The 20,163-nt window shown below is 39.1% G+C and carries 10 protein-coding genes and 4 pseudogenes; 10 read left to right on the top strand and 4 right to left on the bottom strand.

What is annotated here, in order from left to right; translation table 11 throughout:
* Positions 1 to 411: 411 nt before the first annotated feature.
* Positions 412 to 777 (bottom strand): DOPA 4,5-dioxygenase family protein, encoded by a 366-nt coding sequence (locus tag V7L31_RS14905; RefSeq protein WP_334696944.1) that lies wholly within the window; start codon positions 775 to 777, stop codon positions 412 to 414.
* Between the two features lie 518 nt (positions 778 to 1,295).
* On the opposite strand from V7L31_RS14905, the gene V7L31_RS14900 reads away from it, so the two are divergent.
* The 3 genes and pseudogenes from V7L31_RS14900 (at position 1,296) to V7L31_RS14890 (ending at position 5,617) form a co-directional block, all read left to right on the top strand.
* Positions 1,296 to 2,054, top strand: a complete 759-nt coding sequence (locus V7L31_RS14900) for a hypothetical protein (protein WP_334696943.1) — start codon at positions 1,296 to 1,298, stop codon at positions 2,052 to 2,054.
* A gap of 666 nt (positions 2,055 to 2,720) precedes the next feature.
* A pseudogene (locus V7L31_RS14895) lies at positions 2,721 to 3,824 on the top strand (CHASE2 domain-containing protein); the annotation flags it as partial.
* Positions 3,825 to 4,141: 317 nt separating this feature from the next.
* Positions 4,142 to 5,617 (top strand): hypothetical protein, encoded by a 1,476-nt coding sequence (locus tag V7L31_RS14890; RefSeq protein ID WP_334696942.1) that lies wholly within the window; start codon positions 4,142 to 4,144, stop codon positions 5,615 to 5,617.
* A 14-nt stretch (positions 5,618 to 5,631) separates the two neighbouring features.
* Here V7L31_RS14890 and V7L31_RS14885 read toward each other — a convergent pair.
* Positions 5,632 to 6,003, bottom strand: a pseudogene (locus tag V7L31_RS14885) (Uma2 family endonuclease); the annotation flags it as partial.
* 68 nt (positions 6,004 to 6,071) lie between these two features.
* Entirely contained in the window at positions 6,072 to 6,434 is a 363-nt protein-coding gene (locus V7L31_RS14880; protein ID WP_334696941.1) for a Uma2 family endonuclease, read from the bottom strand.
* Positions 6,435 to 6,771: 337 nt separating this feature from the next.
* Between V7L31_RS14880 and V7L31_RS14875 the strand changes: the two genes are divergently transcribed.
* From V7L31_RS14875 to V7L31_RS14850, 7 genes and pseudogenes are all read left to right on the top strand, one after another.
* A complete protein-coding gene (locus V7L31_RS14875; protein ID WP_334696940.1) occupies positions 6,772 to 8,250 on the top strand; it encodes a hypothetical protein in 1,479 nt (492 codons plus the stop codon).
* 194 nt (positions 8,251 to 8,444) lie between these two features.
* The gene (locus V7L31_RS14870; RefSeq protein WP_334696939.1) at positions 8,445 to 13,133 is read left to right on the top strand and encodes a response regulator; all 4,689 of its coding nucleotides are present in this window, start codon (positions 8,445 to 8,447) and stop codon (positions 13,131 to 13,133) included.
* 395 nt (positions 13,134 to 13,528) lie between these two features.
* Complete coding sequence (locus V7L31_RS14865; protein ID WP_334696938.1) at positions 13,529 to 14,185, top strand: hypothetical protein; 657 nt, start codon at positions 13,529 to 13,531, stop codon at positions 14,183 to 14,185.
* Positions 14,186 to 14,434: 249 nt separating this feature from the next.
* Complete coding sequence (locus tag V7L31_RS14860) at positions 14,435 to 16,621, top strand: OmpA family protein (RefSeq protein WP_334696937.1); 2,187 nt, start codon at positions 14,435 to 14,437, stop codon at positions 16,619 to 16,621.
* Between the two features lie 50 nt (positions 16,622 to 16,671).
* Positions 16,672 to 17,196 (top strand): Rab family GTPase, encoded by a 525-nt coding sequence (locus V7L31_RS14855; RefSeq protein WP_334696936.1) that lies wholly within the window; start codon positions 16,672 to 16,674, stop codon positions 17,194 to 17,196.
* 4 nt (positions 17,197 to 17,200) lie between these two features.
* Positions 17,201 to 17,977: pseudogene (locus tag V7L31_RS32630) on the top strand (PAS domain-containing protein); the annotation flags it as partial.
* A gap of 12 nt (positions 17,978 to 17,989) precedes the next feature.
* Positions 17,990 to 19,615 (top strand): annotated as a pseudogene (locus V7L31_RS14850) (ATP-binding protein); the annotation flags it as partial.
* Positions 19,616 to 19,662: 47 nt separating this feature from the next.
* On the opposite strand, the gene V7L31_RS14845 reads toward V7L31_RS14850, so the two are convergent.
* Positions 19,663 to 20,079 (bottom strand): ATP-binding protein, encoded by a 417-nt coding sequence (locus V7L31_RS14845; RefSeq protein WP_334696934.1) that lies wholly within the window; start codon positions 20,077 to 20,079, stop codon positions 19,663 to 19,665.
* Positions 20,080 to 20,163 lie beyond the last annotated feature (84 nt).

Genomic DNA, 20,163 nt, shown 5'->3' with positions numbered 1-20,163 from the left:
TAAATTCTAGTCAATTTTCTCAATCATTAGTTCGGATGTACTAAATAGATTCGTTTCTTTGGGGTGTGACAGTTCTGGGTGCGGAATGTGGGCTACAATACTACATATCTCTGAGAAAATAACTCCTCTTGCGATCTCTACAAGAGGAGTCATTTTCCGCTAGACTTAACTTAAGGAACGTGAATTAAATAAGATGGAAAACTTCATCCTCTCTCTGGCCTCCTTCTCGTTTATAAGAAGATAGATTGAGGGTGAGTTAAACTAGGGACATCAATTGTATGTTATTTAATTCTTATTCTTAAGTATAGGCTGAAACTTCTATTTATCAAGAAATTGGACTTTATTAATCACAATAGAAAAAATTTCACGCCCTAGTTCAGAACTTTTACTCAATAAAGTCGGTTACTTCCTTTAATTAGATGAAGTTGAACTAACCTGTCGAAGAAACTCGGTATTCAAATCTAGCTTTTTTCCTAACCATAAAGAATGCTCCGTATGATCTGAGACAGCATCGCCTGTATTTGGGTGGACAAGAATATCCAATCCCTCACGATTGAGCATTAACCAAGGAACGACTTGAGCAAATTGATTCGGTAAGAAAGCAACTTGATACATCCCTTGTGGGTGGGGCCCGATGGGGTGGTCAAACCAGCGTCCGAGTTGCACGTCAAACCTAGCGCCCAATCCTTCACGTACACGCGCAGCTACATCCTGACTCGCAGTATCGAAGTAAACATGAGCGTGAAAACCAGCGATCTCTATAGTATCTTCTTTCATAGATCCACTTTTCGCTCTCAACTCTAATTTAGGGTAGTGGACTTTTTCTTTCTTACTGAAAAAGCGATCAATCAATTTTATCCCAATACCGTGCAGTTAAAGATAGATTGTGGAAATTTGACTCACAGAGGTTATCGATTGAAGTAACCTAGATAAGCTGTTGCGCCTGCAAATTGCATCACAGCATGATTATCCTCTACCTTGCACCCTACTCCCCTGCCGCCTCAATGTGCAACCTATAATCACAACAGCTTATCTGGGAATTTGAATCTATCTTTTTTGGCTGGAAACTCGTGGCTGGACTTGTGTATAAACGGTAGCCGAGCTTGGAGGGGTTTTTAGTTGCTGCTTGTTCTAATCGCCTTCCTGTCCTCAAGGCATCTTTTCGAGAGGAAAGTGGGGATGCGTGACGTAGCCATTACACTCCTAGAAAAAAGAGTTGGGTAATAAATTATTTACTGTTCTATCAAATTAACGTTGTTAAGTTACTCAGCAGGTGTAGTTCCCACCTCTAGGCTGTGTTAGATGTTGTGACGCAAAACAGGAGTATAGATACGTTGCGAAAGCTTTCTCCAGATTCTCCTCTATTTATTGTATTAATCATTATTAGTTTTCTCGTAGTAACTTTTTCCACTTGGTTATCATCTAAACCATTCCTTTTAAAACCATTTGGGGTTAACGATATTATTCAGTTACTTACCTTACAACTATTTATTTCTTTGTTATTAGAACGTTCTTTAGAAGTTTTTCTAACTACTTGGCGTGGTGCATTTGTCGAACAGTTAGATATTAGTATTCAGCAGGAAAAAGCTCTAGTATCTGAGAAGATAAGACTTATGGAAGTCCAACAAAAACAGCTTTCTCCTTGGGAATCAAATCAAAGCAGTGAATTACCGCCTGAAGGAATGAGTTTAGAACAGCAAATAATTCAAAATTTCACACAAAGTCAACACGACGCATTAAATATATTCAAGCCACAAATGGATGGTATAAATGAAAAAGAGCGTCAAAGAACAGCCTATAAATCTGATACGCGAATAATTGCTCTATGGACATCCCTTTTATTCGGTCTTTTAATTAGTGCAATTGGTATTCGCTCAATTGAACCACTTGTAGTTATTGATTTAGATAATCCCATCCAAGTAGTTATTTTCCGTTGTTTAGATGCATTGCTGACGGGAGGTTTAATCGCAGGAGGTAGCGAAGGAATCCATAAGCTCATAAAAGTTTTTCTAGATTTTATGGAAGCTACATCTAAACAAATCAAAAATCAGTGAGCGTCTTGAGAAAACAAATTTATGGAGATTCTCATACCTGAAGAAATATAAATTAGCTGTAGGGTGTGTTATGCCTTATAGCAACGCACCTGAGATTGTTGACGGTGCGGCGCTTGGCGACAACACACCATACATTAAAATTCCTTAACATAGCTGGAAATATTAGCACCAACTTACTTATTTACTGACTTTGCGACAATCCACATTTGGATTCAATACACTTGGGTTTTTGAGACGCGATAAATCGCCGTCTCTACAAGCGTTTGGTTGCTCATTCTGAACTGTATTGCATCTGGATTAACAAAATATTATTAGCGGTATATATTCTTGCACTTTTCTGCATAGCTTGGAAATTCATATCCAATTAAAATAAGCCCATACTTCAACGAGTGAACTTAAGGAAGGATCAAAGATACAAGATAAACTAAACACCTTAAAGGCTGTTTGAAAGATCTAATTTTATACTAGTAATTAGAAATCGCTTCTACACAAACAAAACCAACCCATCTCCGTGGGTTAAAGAACTTGATTCTGTGTTAGTCCACGGGGGCGGACAATGCCAATGCAGTAGTAAATTATACGAAAATGTTGGTAAATTCACTGTGGGTTTGCGATCGCAGATAAAGGATTACCCGAAGATGAAATGCTAATGCGGCCTTAATACGTATGGTTGGAGGAATGCAATCTTTAGAATGGATGTTTCTAGATACCATGTTACGTCTGCGTCCGGTAGAAAAACTCGATGAACGTGTAGTAATTGTAGGTATTGATGAAAAAGATATTGAATGGGTTAAGCAATATCCAATTCCAGATCAGAAAATTGCAGAGTTACTGACCAAGTTGGAAACTTATAAACCGCTAGCTATTGGGCTAGATATCTTCAAAAATGTGCCTGTAGAACCTGGTGGCAAACAACTAGCGCAGATATTACGAACAAATTCTAATATTATTGGCATTGAAAAAGTTTTACAACCCGGAGAAATTTCACCACCCCAGAATTTACCACCCGAACGAGTTGGATTTGTCGATTTACCTAATGATATTGAACGAGTTAATGCTGAGTTAACCGCAGGTAGCACCCCAGGTAACAATCCCAGGTAAAAATATTTTACAGGTGACAATTACCGAATCGCCACCATTTCACGCTGGGGTTGTCTTTGACAATAACCAATCCCCTAGCGTTGGCTCAGAACAAGGGAGTATTTTTATTGCTCACGATAATTTCTTAGGGTTTGGGGATAAATTCAGTGCTGAATATGCTGGTAGTGAAGGTTTAGACAATTCAATATCAGTTATTCTATTCCCTTTAACGCCCTAGATGGAACCATTGGTGTCCGCTACAGCAACAGCGCTAGCCGGATTATTGAAAGCGAATTTCGTGACTTAGATATCCGCAGCGAAGCCGAAACCCTTTCTTTTAATATCCGTCAACCGTTAATCCACACCCCAAACAGCGAATTTGCTCTAGGTTTTGCATTCGATTTACGGCGCAGTCAAACCTATATACTCAATGATATTCCCTTCTCCTTTACCGAAGGCCCCGAAAATGGGAAATCAAGAGTTACAGTAATTCGCTTTTCCCAAGATTGGTTACAACGTAATGCTAACAGTGTTTTAGCGGCGCGATCGCAATTTAGTTTTGGCATTGATGCTTTTGATCCAACTATCAACGATAGTGGTACTGACGGGCGTTTTTTCTCTTGGGTGGGACAATTTCAATGGGTACAAAGGTTATCTCCCCGGATTTTGATGCTTGCCAAAGTTAACACTGCTCATGGGGGAAACCCCCTACAGCCCTTCGGGCATCCTACGGCAGGCGCTAGCCTCTCCCTTTGGGAGAAGACCGCACTGGCTTGGCTATACAGACAAAACCCACCTGCGTGGGTTAAGAAGCTTGATTTTTCGTTAGTCCGCGTAGGCGGACGAAAGTTTGTGTAGCTGCGATTTCCAATCGCCCAAAACTTTTCAAACTAATGGTTTCATTCTAGTATCTATAATCACGATATAATCCAAACTGACTTGATAAATTGCTAATTACACGAACAAAATAAGGCATAGCAAATTTATCCAAGCAGGTAGATTATCTGATGACTATTCCAGAATCAATTAAACAATTCATTACATGGATACAAGGTTTTGACCATACAACAGGTTTAATACATACTAGATATAATTTAATAGAGAAAATTATCGGGCGCTATCCAGATTTACAGGATATTTTAGAAAAATACGATTTTGAGCCTTCTATAATACGTGAAGGATATCGTTTAGTTGTTGTGAAACCAAAAGTTGCGATCGCCTGTAATTTACCCAAAAATTTTAGAGAAGGTAATTGTCAAATAGAGTTCAGTAGTATTCTTTTTAAATATTTAAAAATTCACTTAAATCATCAAGATATTTTGGGTCAATTAATGACAGGATTGCACACCCAGCCATGTTGGGGATGTCGTCGTTTTTTGAAGCAATTAGATAAAAATAATTTCCAAGTAAATCTAGGTCAAACAACAATCATTTTATCGAACTTAGAAGTAACAGAATTGTGTTTGTGTATTGATGAAGTTTGCCAAGAATATAAAAGTTTAATCATAGAATTTGAAAATGCTTTAGAAACATGGGATTTTGAATTCGCCAAGCTTTCAGGAAATCGAGGTTTTGTCCTTTTTTCTGTAAGACAAGAATTATGGGAGTTAATGCAGCAGTTTGCTAATGAATTTGATTATACTAAAGGTAAGTCAGAATGGCATCTATTTCATAGAAAAAATAGATCAATTCGCGTGAGTCGAGGAATTCGCGATCATACATTTATTTTCCCAAAAATCGATAGCGACTTATCTTTATTGCCCCAAAATCAAATTCATATAATCTATAAGCTAAATGATATTAATTTACAACCTATTGAGACAGAGAAATTTAGCTTATGGCAGCAAGATATCGGTATACGAGGAACCTGGACGGCTAGGTATACCAAACAGTGGTTATTAGAAAAATATATTCCCAAAGTCATTAATTATTATTCAGAAACGTCTCAAATATCGGAAGCTGAATTGCTAGCCCAAATCACAAATTACACAGGCGAACGTGCGCTGATTAAGGAAATTGACCATATCAGTAATTTAGTACCTTATCTGCATGACATCCAATCTTGGCTACATATATATGTGGAAAATATTGCTGCTTCACTCTTGCAACCATATTACCAAGCCTATACAAATTTAGTGCGTAATACAGATTCTTCCATAGCAGGCATAGACTATATTATCGGGAATTTGCAAAGAATTGAGTGGAAAAATACGCCAGAAGAAAATTATAGTCATTTCACAGACTGGAAAAACTTAACTTTTAAATATGCTATAGATTGCTTGGATAAGCAAGTCACAAGAATCTATAATTGTGAATATGAAAATAGTTTAAACGCAGATTTAATAACTCGGATATTTATTTGGATTCTAGAAAATGGGAAAATTTCTTTTTCACAAGCTCAGTTAAATGCTGGTAAACAGGCTTTGCTACCACTTTGGGAACAAAGTCGCTTTGAAATGCGCCATGTGTATCCTAATCGATAAAGCTACATAATCTGCTATAAATTTAAGACAAATCCAGGTAGTACATTTTCTCCTGATAAACTAATAGGATTGTCTAATATCTCGACATCTTTACCTCGACGATAAATTTCCACTCGCTTATTTTTACGGTCAATTAACCAGCCTAATTGAGTACCATTTTCGATATACTCCTGCATTTTCTCTGGCAATTCTTTTAAAGAATCAGTGCGAGAACGCAACTCTACTACAAAATCAGGACAAATCGGGGCAAATTTTTCTTGTTGTTCTGGAGTTAAAGCATTCCATCGCTCAATTTTCACCCAAGAAACATCAGGAGAACGCTCTGCACCATTGGGTAGAGTGAAACCAGTTGAAGAGTCAAAACCTTTGCCTAATTGAGTCTGTTTATAAGAAGAATTCAGAACTCAGGAGCGGAGCCGGAGACGCTCCGCCTCCGGTCAGAATGGGCTAAACCTTAGCTATCCGCTAACAGTATGAATTCTGTACGAGTGGGTAATGAATATTGGTTAAAACCACGTAAGAGGTGGGCGAAAAAAATTAAAATATTCTCGCCTGAAAACTCTATCCCTTTATGGGTAGAGTATTCTGAATTCTGAATTCTGACTCCTGTTTTATTCCAGATTCCTAATTCAACAACCATATCAAAGTTACGGTTGCCAGTATCACTACCCGTAGGTGGCATAATTAACAATTCCCCTGATGCTGTGCGCTCAAATCGATAATCGCGGTTTTTCTGACACATCTGGAAAAATTGCTCATCAGTCAAGTCAATTTTCAATTTGAGTGTAGAAGGGAAAGTGGTTATTGTGGCGTTCATAAGCTATTCTGAGCATCTTACTGTCTAGTGTAGTGCTGTATGTGGTGCGATCGCACTCCATACAACTTTCAGGTGCGAACATACACAGGCATAGTAAAAGTGCTTAGAATTATCCTTCCCGTTGGTGTCAGCCTGCCATTACTTTCATGGGCTTTTCCGCATGACGTGAAAAGTCACAGCGAATCATCCCTTCGTTTAGTAGCGTCTTTTTTCTTTCCCATGTTTTAACAAGCATCTATTGTGGGCATCATAATCCCAAGCCGAATATATCGGCTAGCTAGCAGCCAGGAAATTCTTTGGCAGCAAGTTTTTTATCTACAACTTATAGTATCAACCGATGGCAGATAGTTTTAGACGTTATTTCTTTGTTTCTCAATCTAGTTTTTACACTGAGTTTATTTTGGGATGTCTACAGATTAAATTGGGATTAATTTGTAGCATCGGTATTTGGATATTATCAGAAGCTAAGTTACAAGCTGCCCAAGCACATCAAAACTGGAAATTATCTTCAGAATTGACTGAGCAAGTTACCACAGTAAATAATCCTGAGTCAGTAGTGCAATACTCAACCCGCATTTCTCACAAGCTTGAAATGCAGAGGTGCAAGGGAGCAGGGGAGCAGGGGAGCAGGGGAGAGTTCAATGTGCCTTGTTCTTTCCCCTCTGCCCCTCTGCCTCTCTGCTCCTCTGCACAAGGTTTTGAGAGATGTGGTGAGAAATCCGGGTCAAGACCCCTTCCCTATCGATTACCTATTTTGATGGCAGCACCCGAAAACTTCAATCCTGATTTGCGATTACCGCCAGTGCTACCCGAACCACCGCAGAATTCCAGCCCGCCAAAAACTTCCACAGAATCAGGAAAGCCGGATGCTGTTTTGGAAAGTAGCCCGCCAAAAACTTCCACAGAACCAAGAACACCGGATGCTGTTTTAGAAAGTATTGATACGGATTATCACTACGAGTCAGACAACTTTGGCCAAACTAATTTTTTCCTCGAACCAACGGTTAAGTTTCGATTGAGTAATGGCAATAAAATATTTTTTAGGACGGGTTTTAACTATTTTGGGCAACGCGGTGTTGAATCAATTACCAATTTTCCCTTGCAAATTGGATGGCAAGGAAAAATTGGGCAAGTGACTCTGCAAACAGCAGCCGGGGTTGATATGTTCAACCGTTTACCCACAGCTATCAATCTCAATGCTAAAGTAGAGGCTCCCATTTCGTCGCCGCAAGTTTCGACATCAGGTCAATTGCTATCGGCGGTAGTACTATCAGGTAATTTAGAACAAGGGCCTTATAAATCTAATGTCCGAACTTTAGAAAATCAAATTACTGCTTGGCGATTTGGGCCTGATTTATTTTGGCAGATTGACCGTAACACCAGTTTATTTTCATCATTGCGTTTGGGTAACTACAACGATGGTAATTCTGATGTGCAGTCTTTTAGCCGATTAGAGCGCAAGTTTGGACAATTTTCTCTGGCAGCTAACTTATTCACTTGGAGTTTCGATCGCGATTTAGAACACACAAGTGGCTACTTTTCTCCACCAGACTTCCTAGTTTACAACGGTGAGGTAGCTTGGGAAGGAGATATTGCCAGTTTCTTACGCTGTCGTCTCGCTGCCAACTTAGGACGGCAGCGACTTAAAGGAGAATTTGACAATGCTAATACTTATCAAACACGCTGTACGGTAAAGCTGTCGCCCAATATAGAAGCAGACTTGGGCTATAGCTTTAGTAATGTCCGCAATCAAGAAACCGGGGGAAGTTCCTACGGTAGTGATTCTTTTACAGGGCAGTTGCGGGTCAAATTTTAACAAAAAAGAATTCAGGAATCAGAATTCAGAATTCAGAATGAATATAGAATCAAGCGTGCTATAGATTTTTGTTTTTTTGATTTTTTCCAAATTATAAACTTTGACTATCAAAGTCTTCTTAATTTTGTTTTGACTCCTGAATTATGAATTTTGAATTCTGTTTTTTTAAATCCAAAATGGTATAAGCCTGAAGAATGAAAGCACCATTACCTGATAACGAAACACAGCGAATCGAATCTCTTTTGCAATATAAGATTCTCGATACCCCTTCGGAAACGGCCTTTGACGACCTTACCCGTTTAGCCTCATATATTTGTGGAACTCCCATTGGCTTAATCAGCTTAATTGATACTAATCGTCAGTGGTTCAAGTCAAAAGTTGGTTTGGATGCCCTAGAAACACCCCGCGATTTGGCATTCTGCGCTCATGCTATTATGCAGCCGGAAGTTTTTATTGTGCCTGATGCCACAGAAGACGAAAGGTTTGCGACAAATCCGCTAGTTACCTCTGACCCAAATGTTCGGTTTTATGCTGGTGTACCCCTAACTAACCCTGAAGGATATGCGTTAGGAACCCTTTGCGTAGTTGACCATGTACCAAGAAACCTCTCTCCAGAACAAATTGAAGCACTACGAATTTTAGGCCGCCAGGTAATTAAGCAACTAGAAATGCGGCGGAGTTTAGCAAGTTTGGTATTGGCAAGTGATACCCGCAAACAGGCACAGAAGACACGTAAAGAATTTTTAAAAAAGGTTGCCGCCGGGTTTGGATTGGCATTGGCAATTTTAGTCTTGATTGGCACGATTTCGTATCAAAGTACGCAAGTGTTAATTCATACTAGTAAAAAGTTGAATAATACCCAATTGACAATCAACAATTTGCAAGAACTGCTTTCTAACATCAAGGATGCGGAAACGGGACAACGCGGTTATATACTCACTAAACAGGATGTGTATCTAAAACCATATCAGACAGCAATTGCCAAACTTGCGCCTGAAATTAAGGAGCTAAGAAAATTAACAGCAGATGATTATAAGCAACTGAGTCAACTCGATACCCTGGAACCCTTAATTGCAATAAAACTGAACGAACTGAAAAAGACCATCGACTTACGCCAGAATTTAGGATTAGATGCTGCATTGGAGGTAATAAATACAAATCAGGGAAATAACTTAATGAGTGATATCCGCAATATCATTCGTGAGATGGAAAAGAAAGAGACAGAAGAACTTCAGCAGCAGTTAAAAACTACCAAAGATAGTGCCCGTAATACTCTTTTGATGCAGGCGATCGCTATTTGCCTAAGTTTTCTGATTTTGGCTACAGTCTACTACTTTATCTATCGTGAGGGAAAAGAGCGGAAATTAACAGAGGAAACACTGAAAAAAGAACGCAACTTTATCTCAGCGGTTCTGGATACAAGCAGCGCTTTGGTCATAGTTCTTGACTCTAAAGGGCAAATTGTTCGCTTCAATCAAGCTTGTGAACAAACCACTGGTTATTCATTTGATGAAGTGAAAGGAAGGTGTTTCTGGAACCTGTTTCTAATTCCTGAAGAGATAGAGCCGGTAAGAGCAGTTTTTGAAGAGTTACGAACCGGTGAAGGCCCTAAAAAATACGAAAACTATTGGGTAACGAAAGATGGCAGTCGGCGACTGATTTCTTGGGCTAACACTACCTTACGAGACTATGAGGGCGACGTTGAATATGTTGTTGGTACAGGGATTGATATCAGCGATGCTTTTGAGGAACTGCGCTTACGCAAACGAACTGAACAGCATCTAAAAGCAGAGTATGCTACAACCCGCGTTTTAGCAGAGTCAACGACAATCAACGAAGCCATGCCCCAAATTCTGCAAGGAATCTGCGAAAGTTTGGGATGGGATTTAAGTGAATTTTGGATGGTAGATCAGCAAGCAAATCTACTGTTTTTGTCAAATTCATGGTATGAAACTTCGCTGCAAATGCAAGAATTTGACATCCTCAGTCGGCAGACCACATTTACCCCAGGAATTGGGCTACCTGGCCGTGTCTGGGCTAGTGTTGAACCTATATGGATTGCTGATGTTGTTAAAGATCAGAATTTCATCCGCTCTCAAATCGCTGTCCAAGCAGAACTGCATGGAGCTTTTGGGTTTGCGATCCGTAGCAGTAAAAAAATCATTGGTGTCATTACCTGCTTTAGCCATGAGATCCAGCAAGCCGATCCAAATTTGGCAAAAGTTATGAATTCGATTGGCGAACAAGTGGGGCAGTTTATCGAGCGTAAGCAGGCAGAAGAAGAACTCCAACGCCAAAACTTGCGATCGCAACTATTTACTGAAATCACCCTCAAGATTCGTCAGTCTTTGCAAATCAAAGAAATTCTCCAAATCACTGTCACTGAAGTTCAAAAAATTCTTCATAGCGATCGCGTTTTGATTTATCAACCTTTGGCAGATGGCTCTGGAAACACTGTCGTTGAGGCAGTAGTTTCTGGCTGGTTGGCAATCAAAGAGAAAAAGTTCACCGATACTTACTTTCAAGCCGAATACATACAGCAGTACTATCTACAGCAGTACCGTCAAAAACGGAATCTGGGGCTGGCTGACTTGGATATAGTTGAAGCCCAAAAAAACCACATCGAATTGCTGCAACAATTTGGAGTCAAGTCTAATTTAGTCGTACCCCTACTTGTCAAAGAAGAACTCTGCGGTTTACTGATTGTCCATCAGTGTGGCAGTACCCGCAACTGGTCTAGCTTTGAAACTCATCTTTTACGGCAAATTGCTGACCAAGTAGGTATTGCTCTAGCCCAAGCCCAAATGTTAAATGCAGAAACTCAACAGCGCCGAGAACTGGAAATTGCTCGACAACAAGCTGAATTAGCTTCTCAAACCAAAAGTGCCTTTTTGGCCAATATGAGCCACGAAATTCGGACTCCGATGAATGCTGTGTTGGGGATGACAGGTTTAATGTTAGAAACTCCCTTAAACTCAGAGCAACGGGATTTTATCGAAACAATTCGCATTAGTGGCGACGCTCTCTTAAGCCTAATCAACGAAATTTTGGATCTTTCCAAACTTGAGGCTGGGGAGATGATGCTAGAAACTCTAGATTTTGACTTATCTGCCTGTGTAGAAGAGGTGTTGGAATTATTGGCTCCCCCGGCCCATAACAAAGGATTAGAAATTGCAGCGTTAATCTATCCCAACGTCCCCACCCACCTCCAAGGCGATGCTGGCCGCCTGCGGCAAATTCTGATGAATCTAATCAGCAATGCGATCAAGTTCACCAGCGACGGAGAGGTAGTATTACGAGTAGAATTGCGTCCGCCCTCGGCGTCGGCGAAGCCATCGCAAACCTCTACTACAGCTACCATCTATTTTGCCGTCATAGATACCGGTCTTGGCATTACCTCTGAAGACCAATGCAAACTCTTTAAGCCATTTACTCAAGTAGATGCTTCCACCACCCGTAAATATGGTGGCACAGGTTTGGGATTAGCTATTTGCAAGCAACTGGTGAGCTTGATGGGAGGAGAAATGGGCGTAGAAAGTCGCTTCGGGAAAGGATCTAAATTTTGGTTTGAAGTAACTCTCGCCAAGCAACTTTACCCTATTTCCTCAGAAAGCGATCCCGAACTTTTGCTGAATCGGCGCTTATTAGTGGTGGATGATAATGCTACTAATCGTAAAATCATTCACCATCAAGCTACTCGTTGGGGGATGCTGGTAGATCAGGCGGCTTCGGCTACTATTGGTCTTAAAGCTATTCAGGAGGCTGCCAAGCAAAGAAATCCCTATGACATGGCTGTGATTGATATGCAGATGCCAGAAATAGATGGCATGACTTTAGGAGAACAAATTAAGGCAAATCCCGCGATCGCTGGGCTACCTTTGATTATGCTTACCTCTACTAATCAACGCGATGAAATCCAGCGATCGCTAAAAATCGGATTTGCGGCTTATTTAGTCAAACCTGTTAAGCCATCCCGACTCCTCGATACCATCATGAATATCTTAGGAAGGCAGCTGGAAGAAAAGGCAGGAGGCAGGAGGCAGGATTTCAAACTGACTCCTAACCCCGGACTTCTGGCTTCTAATTCTCATAAATTAAGAATTCTCTTAGCCGAAGATAATTTGGTGAATCAGAAAGTTGCTTTGAAGCAACTCCAAAGCCTTGGCTATAGTGCTGATGTTGCCGGCAATGGTAAAGAAGTTTTGCAGTTATTAGAACAAATTCCCTACGATTTAATTCTGATGGATTGCCAAATGCCAGTTCTCGACGGTTTAGAAACGACAAAAGAAATTCATCGTTGGCAAGAAAGCAGCTTTGTCAATGGTCGCCGTCCTATGGTAATTGCGATGACAGCTAATGCCATGAAAGAAGATCAGCAAATGTGTCTAGATGCCGGCATGGACGACTATCTGAGCAAGCCAGTAATGAAAGAAAAATTGGCTGCGGCGCTACAGCGTTGGGGAAGTTTGATATTCATGGTAAAAGAAACAGCTGTCACAGAGCAGACGGTTTCTACAACAGATGTCGATTCAGTTGACCTCCCAATTGATTGGCAACGCTTACATGAACTCTCAGAAAATAACCCAGAATTTGAATTAGAACTACTGCAAATATTCGTTGAAGATATTCAACCTCGTCTAGAGTTGATTAAAATAGCGATCGCAGTTCATAACTTTGAACAAATAGCACACGAAACCCATCAAATTAAAGGTGCTAGTGCCAATATGGGAGTTACAACCATGCATCTAGCAGCAGAACAATTAGAACAACTAGCTTATAATCAAGAGCGTCGAGGTACTAGTAACTTAATCTTAGAGTTAGAAGACTTTGTTAAACGCATCCAACAATTTTTGAACGCTAAAGATAGTAACGCCAAAACATGAGAAATAATAATATTTATTAAAGAATTAAGATTAACGATTTTTTCTGAGTAAGCAGTAAAGATACTTATAGCGGTTCCCACTCAAAATTATATCGCAAGGTGTAGGGGCAATTCATGAATTGCCCCTACGGGTGTACTCAATACAGTTAAGATAAGCCCAAAACACTTGTAGAGACGGCGATTTATCGCGTCTCAAAAACCCAAATTGTTGCCAGTAGACCTTAACCCAAGCGTATTGAGATATAACTTGTGAACAATTGGGAATAATAACTTTAATGTACTAAAAGTATGTTCGATGAGTTAGCTACATCATAAGCTAAGAATTTTTAGCCTAAATGTCAGTTAAAGGCATCACCTTCTATTCCCAATTGATTCCCGAAAAGCGAGGTTTTCCTAATGAGTCAGATGAGTAGAGACGATGTACGAGAAAGGCTTGGCAATATCGATCAGATCCGCGATATTATTCTTGGAACACAGCTAAGAGAGTACGAAAATCGGTTTAGCAAGCTGGAGTCAGATATATCTCTGCTGCAACAACAGACGCGATCGCATATCGATCAACTCAAATCCAACTTTTCGGCTGAACTAAAAGCGGGGTTTGAGTCGCTAGATAAAAAGCTGAAATCACTCAACCTAGCAACTCAAGAAGAAACTCTTGACTTACGGCAACAGGTTGATAGACTTAATAAAAAGTTCTCTAGTAGCGTTCAGTCGCTTGATGAAACCTTAGATAGCCAAACTACCTCCATTCGAGATGAAATCTTTCAAACTAAAGTCCACTTACAAGATGATGTCACGGCATTACGGGATTTAATTTTAGAAGAAATAGAGCGACGCTTTTCGCAGTTGACAGATACTAAAGTTTCTAAAGACGATATGGCTGAAACTTTGTTTGCCTTGGGAATGCGTCTGAAAGAAACGGAATTTATTCCCAAATTGCGAGAAGCAGCCGATGAACACAACGATGAATATACTGCTGTACCACTTCTAGAAACTACAAAGTTGTCAAAAGTGTTAACTCACTCTAACAGTACGGCAGAATTACATTCGTAATTACAGCAGAATTCAGAAGTAAAACAGGCTTTGTATCTGATTTTGCGATTTAGCTTGTGTACTTCATCAACTTAAAATCGACTGGTCATATCATGTCCATCCAAAAGACCTCTCCCTGGTTTTACTACGCAAAACCTGTCCCTCTCCGACTCGGAGAGGGATAGACTTGAACTTTAGTTCAAGGCAGGGAGAGGTCTGTCGAACTCACGTTAAGTCAGAAGGCAAGAATAACTCAGCACTCTTAAAAGGATGACTCAGGTGGAAAATTCGATTTCTCAATCGGTTGAGTTGGAACCAGAAAATGCTGTGCAGCTTGATAATTTGCTGCATTTGCTAATCGAACTCAAAATTATTGAATCACCTGAGCAATCTTTTTCTTCATTACCATCGAAAACTGATCGTAAGAATGAGTATATTCCAGAAGAAATTGAATTACTACAACTTCCTCCAGTGACATTAGAAGTATGTGAAGCTTATTTAGAGTCAGATTTTAATTTTCCTCAAGGTACATCTAATTACTCACAAACGACTCAAGAAGAATCTATTGAAATATTTGCAGAATTTGAGGAAAAGTTAGGCAACTCAGAGGATGCATTACAAAAATTACGGGATATATTGGTCGGATATGAGTTAGCAGAAATAGACAATATTACAGCTAAACTTGAACAAAAGTTAACAAAAATTGAGCATCAAATTTATGATCCTAAAGAGCTAGTAAATCTACTACTACCGTGGATTTCTGAGCTTTTAAGGCTGACAATTACAGACTCGCGAGAAGAAATTGTCCAGATAATTGCTCCGATTATCGATCAGACTATCCGCAGTCGTGCTGAACAGGATAAAATGAGCATGAGTACTGCGATCGCACCTGTAATTCCTCTCGCGATTACCCAACAGATTATTATAGCTCCAGAAGAAGTTTCAGATGCGATCGCTCCGGCAATGGGACGAGCGATAAAAAAGCAAATTGAAATTGAACAGAATATTGTAGTAGATGCACTCTACCCAATTATTGGTAGTACCATCGCCAAATATATGGCAGAAACAATCCGTGCCATTAACCGACAAGTTGAAGAAACCCTTAGTGTTGAAGGCATCAAACGCAAAATTCGTGCCAAGTTACAGGGAGTTTCGGAAGCAGAATTAATTCTTAAAGAAGCTCTACCATTTAAAATTCAAGCCATTTTCTTGATTCATAAAGCATCTGGTTTAATTATCTCAGATATTCAGCACTCTGATGTAGAGCAACTAGAGGCTGAAATGGTAGCAGGAATGCTAACAGCAATCCGCAGCTTCGCTAATGATTGTATCAATCAATCTGGAAGTATGACAGAATTAGATGCAATTGAATATGGGACATCTAAAATAATTTTAGAAGTTGCAGGATACTGTTATTTAGCCATCGTTGTGCAAGGAGAACCAAACAAAAAATTTATTGAAAAAATGCGGCAAGTCTTCAGCACAATTGTTAGAAAATATGGCAACTTAATTGAAAATTTTGACGGCGATCCAGATTTAATCCCGATTGAAGTTAATACACTTCTCGAAGAACTTAAAAATACAGGTGTTCAGGATAAAAAGAAAGTAAAAATATCACCGCTACAGATATTAGTCTTAACAGTTATCAGCAGTATTCTCATTCCTTGGGGAATTTGGCAATATCGTAGCGTAGTTATACATTCAGTTGAAAATCAAACTTCCTTGGCTCTAACTTCTGTTCCAGAACTAGCTGTATATCGGCTTAATGTACAAGTAGAACACAATAAATTAAAATTAACCGGACGATTACCTAATCAACTTCTTCGCCAAAAAGCCGAGCAAATTGTCAAAATAACTTCTCCAAATTGGTTGATTGACAATCAAATTTCATTAGTAGAAGTACCAGCAGACCCCGTATTAGCGGCTGCTGAAGTTAAACGAGTTACAGCAGTTTTAAATCAGACTGACGATATAGCTATTTCCGCTCAATACATCGCTGGTAAAGTAGCTGTTGAAGGAACTGTCAACCGAATTGCAGATGCTCAGATTATTGCTAATGCATTTGCACAAATTCCCGGTGTAAAATCTGTGTCTAGCGCAGTGCAAGTACAACCCCCACAGATTGAAATTCGATTTTACTTTCAAGCCGACTCAGCGAGTTTAATGAAAACGGATTTACAGCATAAGGTTCAACAGATCAAGTTTTTCCTCAATCAGCATCCAAATAAACATTTAAAAATCATAGGTTATAGTTATGACCATACTAGCGTGAACAAATCTCAAAAATTGGCGCTGGCGCGAGCAAAAGCTGTACAACAAGCACTAATTAAATTAGGTATCGAGCCATCTCGTTTACAAGTCATTGGTAGGACAAACTTACCACCAGGAATTGATGTAACTCATCCCTTGTGGTTAAGTCGCTGTGTCGTTCTAGAACCGATAAACAAGCAATTTTAAATTTATATTAGCTATGATTTGGATAAAATATTCTCTACTTTTTCTCAACCATGTCTACAATCTCTAAAAAAATATGCTTATTTGGTGATTTTGGTGTTGGTAAAACTAGTCTAATTCGCCAATTTGTAGAGTCTCAATTTAGTGACGAATACCTATCAACTGTAGGAGTAAAAATATCTCGTAAATTGGTTAATATCTCTGAGAAAGATCTACTTAGTACACAAAACTTACAGTTGATAATTTGGGATATTGAAGGTAGCAATAAATTTAAAGAAGTTGCTAAAAATTATTTTCAAGGTTCTAAAGGTGCTGTAATAGTTGGTGATGTGACACAACCAGAAACACTCAATCATATCCAGGAGCATATTCAAACTTTTTTAGCTGTTAATCCCAAAAGCTATATTGTTGTTGCGCTGAATAAATCAGATATGATTGCAGCCGAATATTTAGAGAAAATTCGTCAAATGTATCAATTCACCGATCGAGCTAATATATTAGACACATACATAACTTCAGCTAAAACTGGCAATAATGTTGATAAAATATTTCAATCTTTAGCTAATCAGCTAATTTAGTAAGATGAACTCATTGTTGACAAAGCTATTATCTGCATGTGGTATTGAATATTTAATAATTGATGAAAGCTTGAAGATTCTAGAGATGTCTTTGGGAGTAAATCATTTTGCTGATATTCCTAATGAGGGGAAATTTGGTCAGGATATTAGGATTGTGTTTCCTGAATTAGAGGGACTTGAAGATATTTTCGATGCAATTCGACAGGGAGAGCAAGATGATTTTCAATTAAAGGGAATTAGGCGATCGCAAGATTCAGCTTCTCCCTTGTATATTGATATTCGGATTACTAATAATCTCCAACAAGACCATTCTAGGAATCAAATTATCATTGTTGTCGAAGATGCAACCGAACGGATGGTTCTTGAGCAATCTTTGTTTCAAGGTGCAAATGAGGCAAATCTTTTGCTACGTAACTTAAAGGCTTCTAAACAATATATTGACCAAATTGTGACATCAATGGCAGACGCGTTGTTAGTGACCACACTATCAGGCGAGATAAAAAAAATTAATTACGCTGCACAAATTTTATTGCAATATAACGAAGTAGAACTAATCGGACAATCGATCACAAAAGTTATTAGAGAAGTCAATAATCATCCACTGATAGTTGCAGATATAGAATGTATTGATATATCTCATGGTCAAGATATAAATACTTTATTAAAAGAGGTAGAAACCGTTTGCTATACCAAAAGTGGTAAAACGATTCCTGTAGCTTTTTCATCCTCAATAGTCAAGACAGAAATTGAACATTTTCAAGGTTATGTTTACATTTTGCGAGACATGACTGAACGAAAACAGGCAGAACTTGCTAAACAGGAATTCTTAGCAATGATTAGCCATGAAGTTCGGACTCCGATCGCATCGGTAAGTGGTATGGCTAGTTTGTTGCTATATACTGAATTGACTGCCGAACAGAAAGATTTTGTTGAAACCATTTATACAAGTGGAAATTCCTTACTCAAAATTATTAACGATTTCCTTGATTTCTCTAAAATCCAGTCAGGTCACTTGGAACTAGAAGAAGAACCTTTTGGTTTGCGAAATTGCATTCATGAGGCTCTTTATATGCTTGGGCCGACAGCTAGAGAAAAAGGTTTAAAACTCACATTTTTAGATACTCCTGAGCTTCCTACTAGGATTGTGGGAGATATCACCAGACTGCGCCAAGTCTTGATTAATTTAATCAGTAATGCGATTAAGTTTACCGAAACTGGAAGCATAGAAATTTCAGTTATAATCCGCAAGAATAGCGATATTAATCATTCTGCTGCAACTACTGACCAAATTCAGTTTAGTGTTAAAGATACAGGCATTGGAATTCCACGCGATCGCCTGGAGCGTTTATTTAAAGCTTTCAGTCAAGTTAACTCCTCCATTAATCGACAGTATGGCGGTACTGGGTTAGGTCTTGCCATCTGCAAGCAACTGTGTGAGTTAATGGGTGGCAGAATTTGGGTTGAAAGTGAGCTTGGTGTAGGTAGCACATTTTACTTTACGATTGCCGCTTCTATTGTTTTAGAGGAGTCAGCAACAGCCAATGCAGTCTTCTTAGCGATCGAGTCTCCCCAAGTGAAGCAACTGGTCTTAAAGAGTCAGGAGTCGTTCAGCGTCCCCGCTTCTTCCCCGTCTCCTGAATTCCATAAATTAAGAATTCTTTTAACTGAAGATAATTTGGTAAATCAGAAAATAGCCTTGAAGCAACTCAAAAGCCTCGGCTACAGTGCTGATGTCGCTAATAATGGGAAAGAAGCGTTGCAGCTATTAGAAAAAGTTCCTTACGATTTGATTCTGATGGATTGCCAAATGCCGATTCTCGACGGTTTGGAAACCACAAAACAAATTCATCGTTGGCAAGAAAGCAGCTTTGCTAGTGGTCGTCGTCCGATAGTAATTGCAATGACAGCTAATGCCATGAAACAAGACCAGCAAATGTGTCTAGATGCTGGCATGGATGACTATCTGAGCAAGCCGGTGATGAAAGAAGATTTGGCGGCGATGCTTGAGCATTGGAAAAATGTAATATTCAGAGCAAAAGAAATAGATGCCACAGAGCAGACAGCTTCCACAACAGATGTAGATTTAGTTGACCTCCCAATTGATTGGGAACGCTTGCATCAACTTTCTGAAAACAACCGAGAATTTGAATTAGAACTACTGCAAATATTTGTTGAAGATATTCAACCTCGTCTAGAGATCATAAAAATAGCGATCGCAACTCATGACTTTGAGCAAATAGCGCTCCAAATCCATCAAATTAAAGGTTCCAGTGCCAATATGGGAGTTACAACTATGCGTCTAGCAGCAGAAAAAATAGAACAACTAGCTTACGATCAAGAGCGTCGAGGTACAACTGACTTAATCGTAGAGTTAGAAGAGTTTCTTAAACGTATCCAAGAATTTTTAATTAGGAGCTAGGAGCTAGGAGTTATAAGCCACATTCCCTAGACCTATTATCGGCATCTTTAATAAGATTTACTAATAAATAAACAGTAACGATTGTCTCCCGTCGGCTCATAACTCAACTTGTCGGCAATGGCGGACATGATTTTTAAACCCCGCCCACGCTCTTGCTCATTTTCTTCAAATTCAGATGTTTGACGCAATTGCTCTTCTAAGTCAAAGGGTTCGCCTTGAGACCAGATACGAATTTCTATGTATTCATCTAACCGCACAGCTTCTATCTCAATAGGAGTTTCAATAGGTAAATTTTTGTGGGCATGTTCAACAATGTTAGTAAAGCCTTCTATCATCAGCGTTTGACATTGCCACCAAATTTGTTTATCAAGAATAGGTGGTTGATTAATCTGCTCAAACCAAGATAAAACTTGAGGTGAACCTTTCAGGTCTGTGTTGACTTGGAGATAAATTTTCTTATTCACTTTTTAACTAATAAAATATTTTAAAATCATCATATTCGTTAATTAATTTTTTAATTTGAGTAATTTTACTATACATTAAAATCT

Origin of the sequence: Nostoc sp. (genome assembly GCF_036916655.1) — a bacterium.
Classification (GTDB): domain Bacteria; phylum Cyanobacteriota; class Cyanobacteriia; order Cyanobacteriales; family Nostocaceae; genus Nostoc.
Note: the sequence above shows the minus strand (reverse complement) of the source record. Positions and strands in the feature narration are given on the sequence as shown.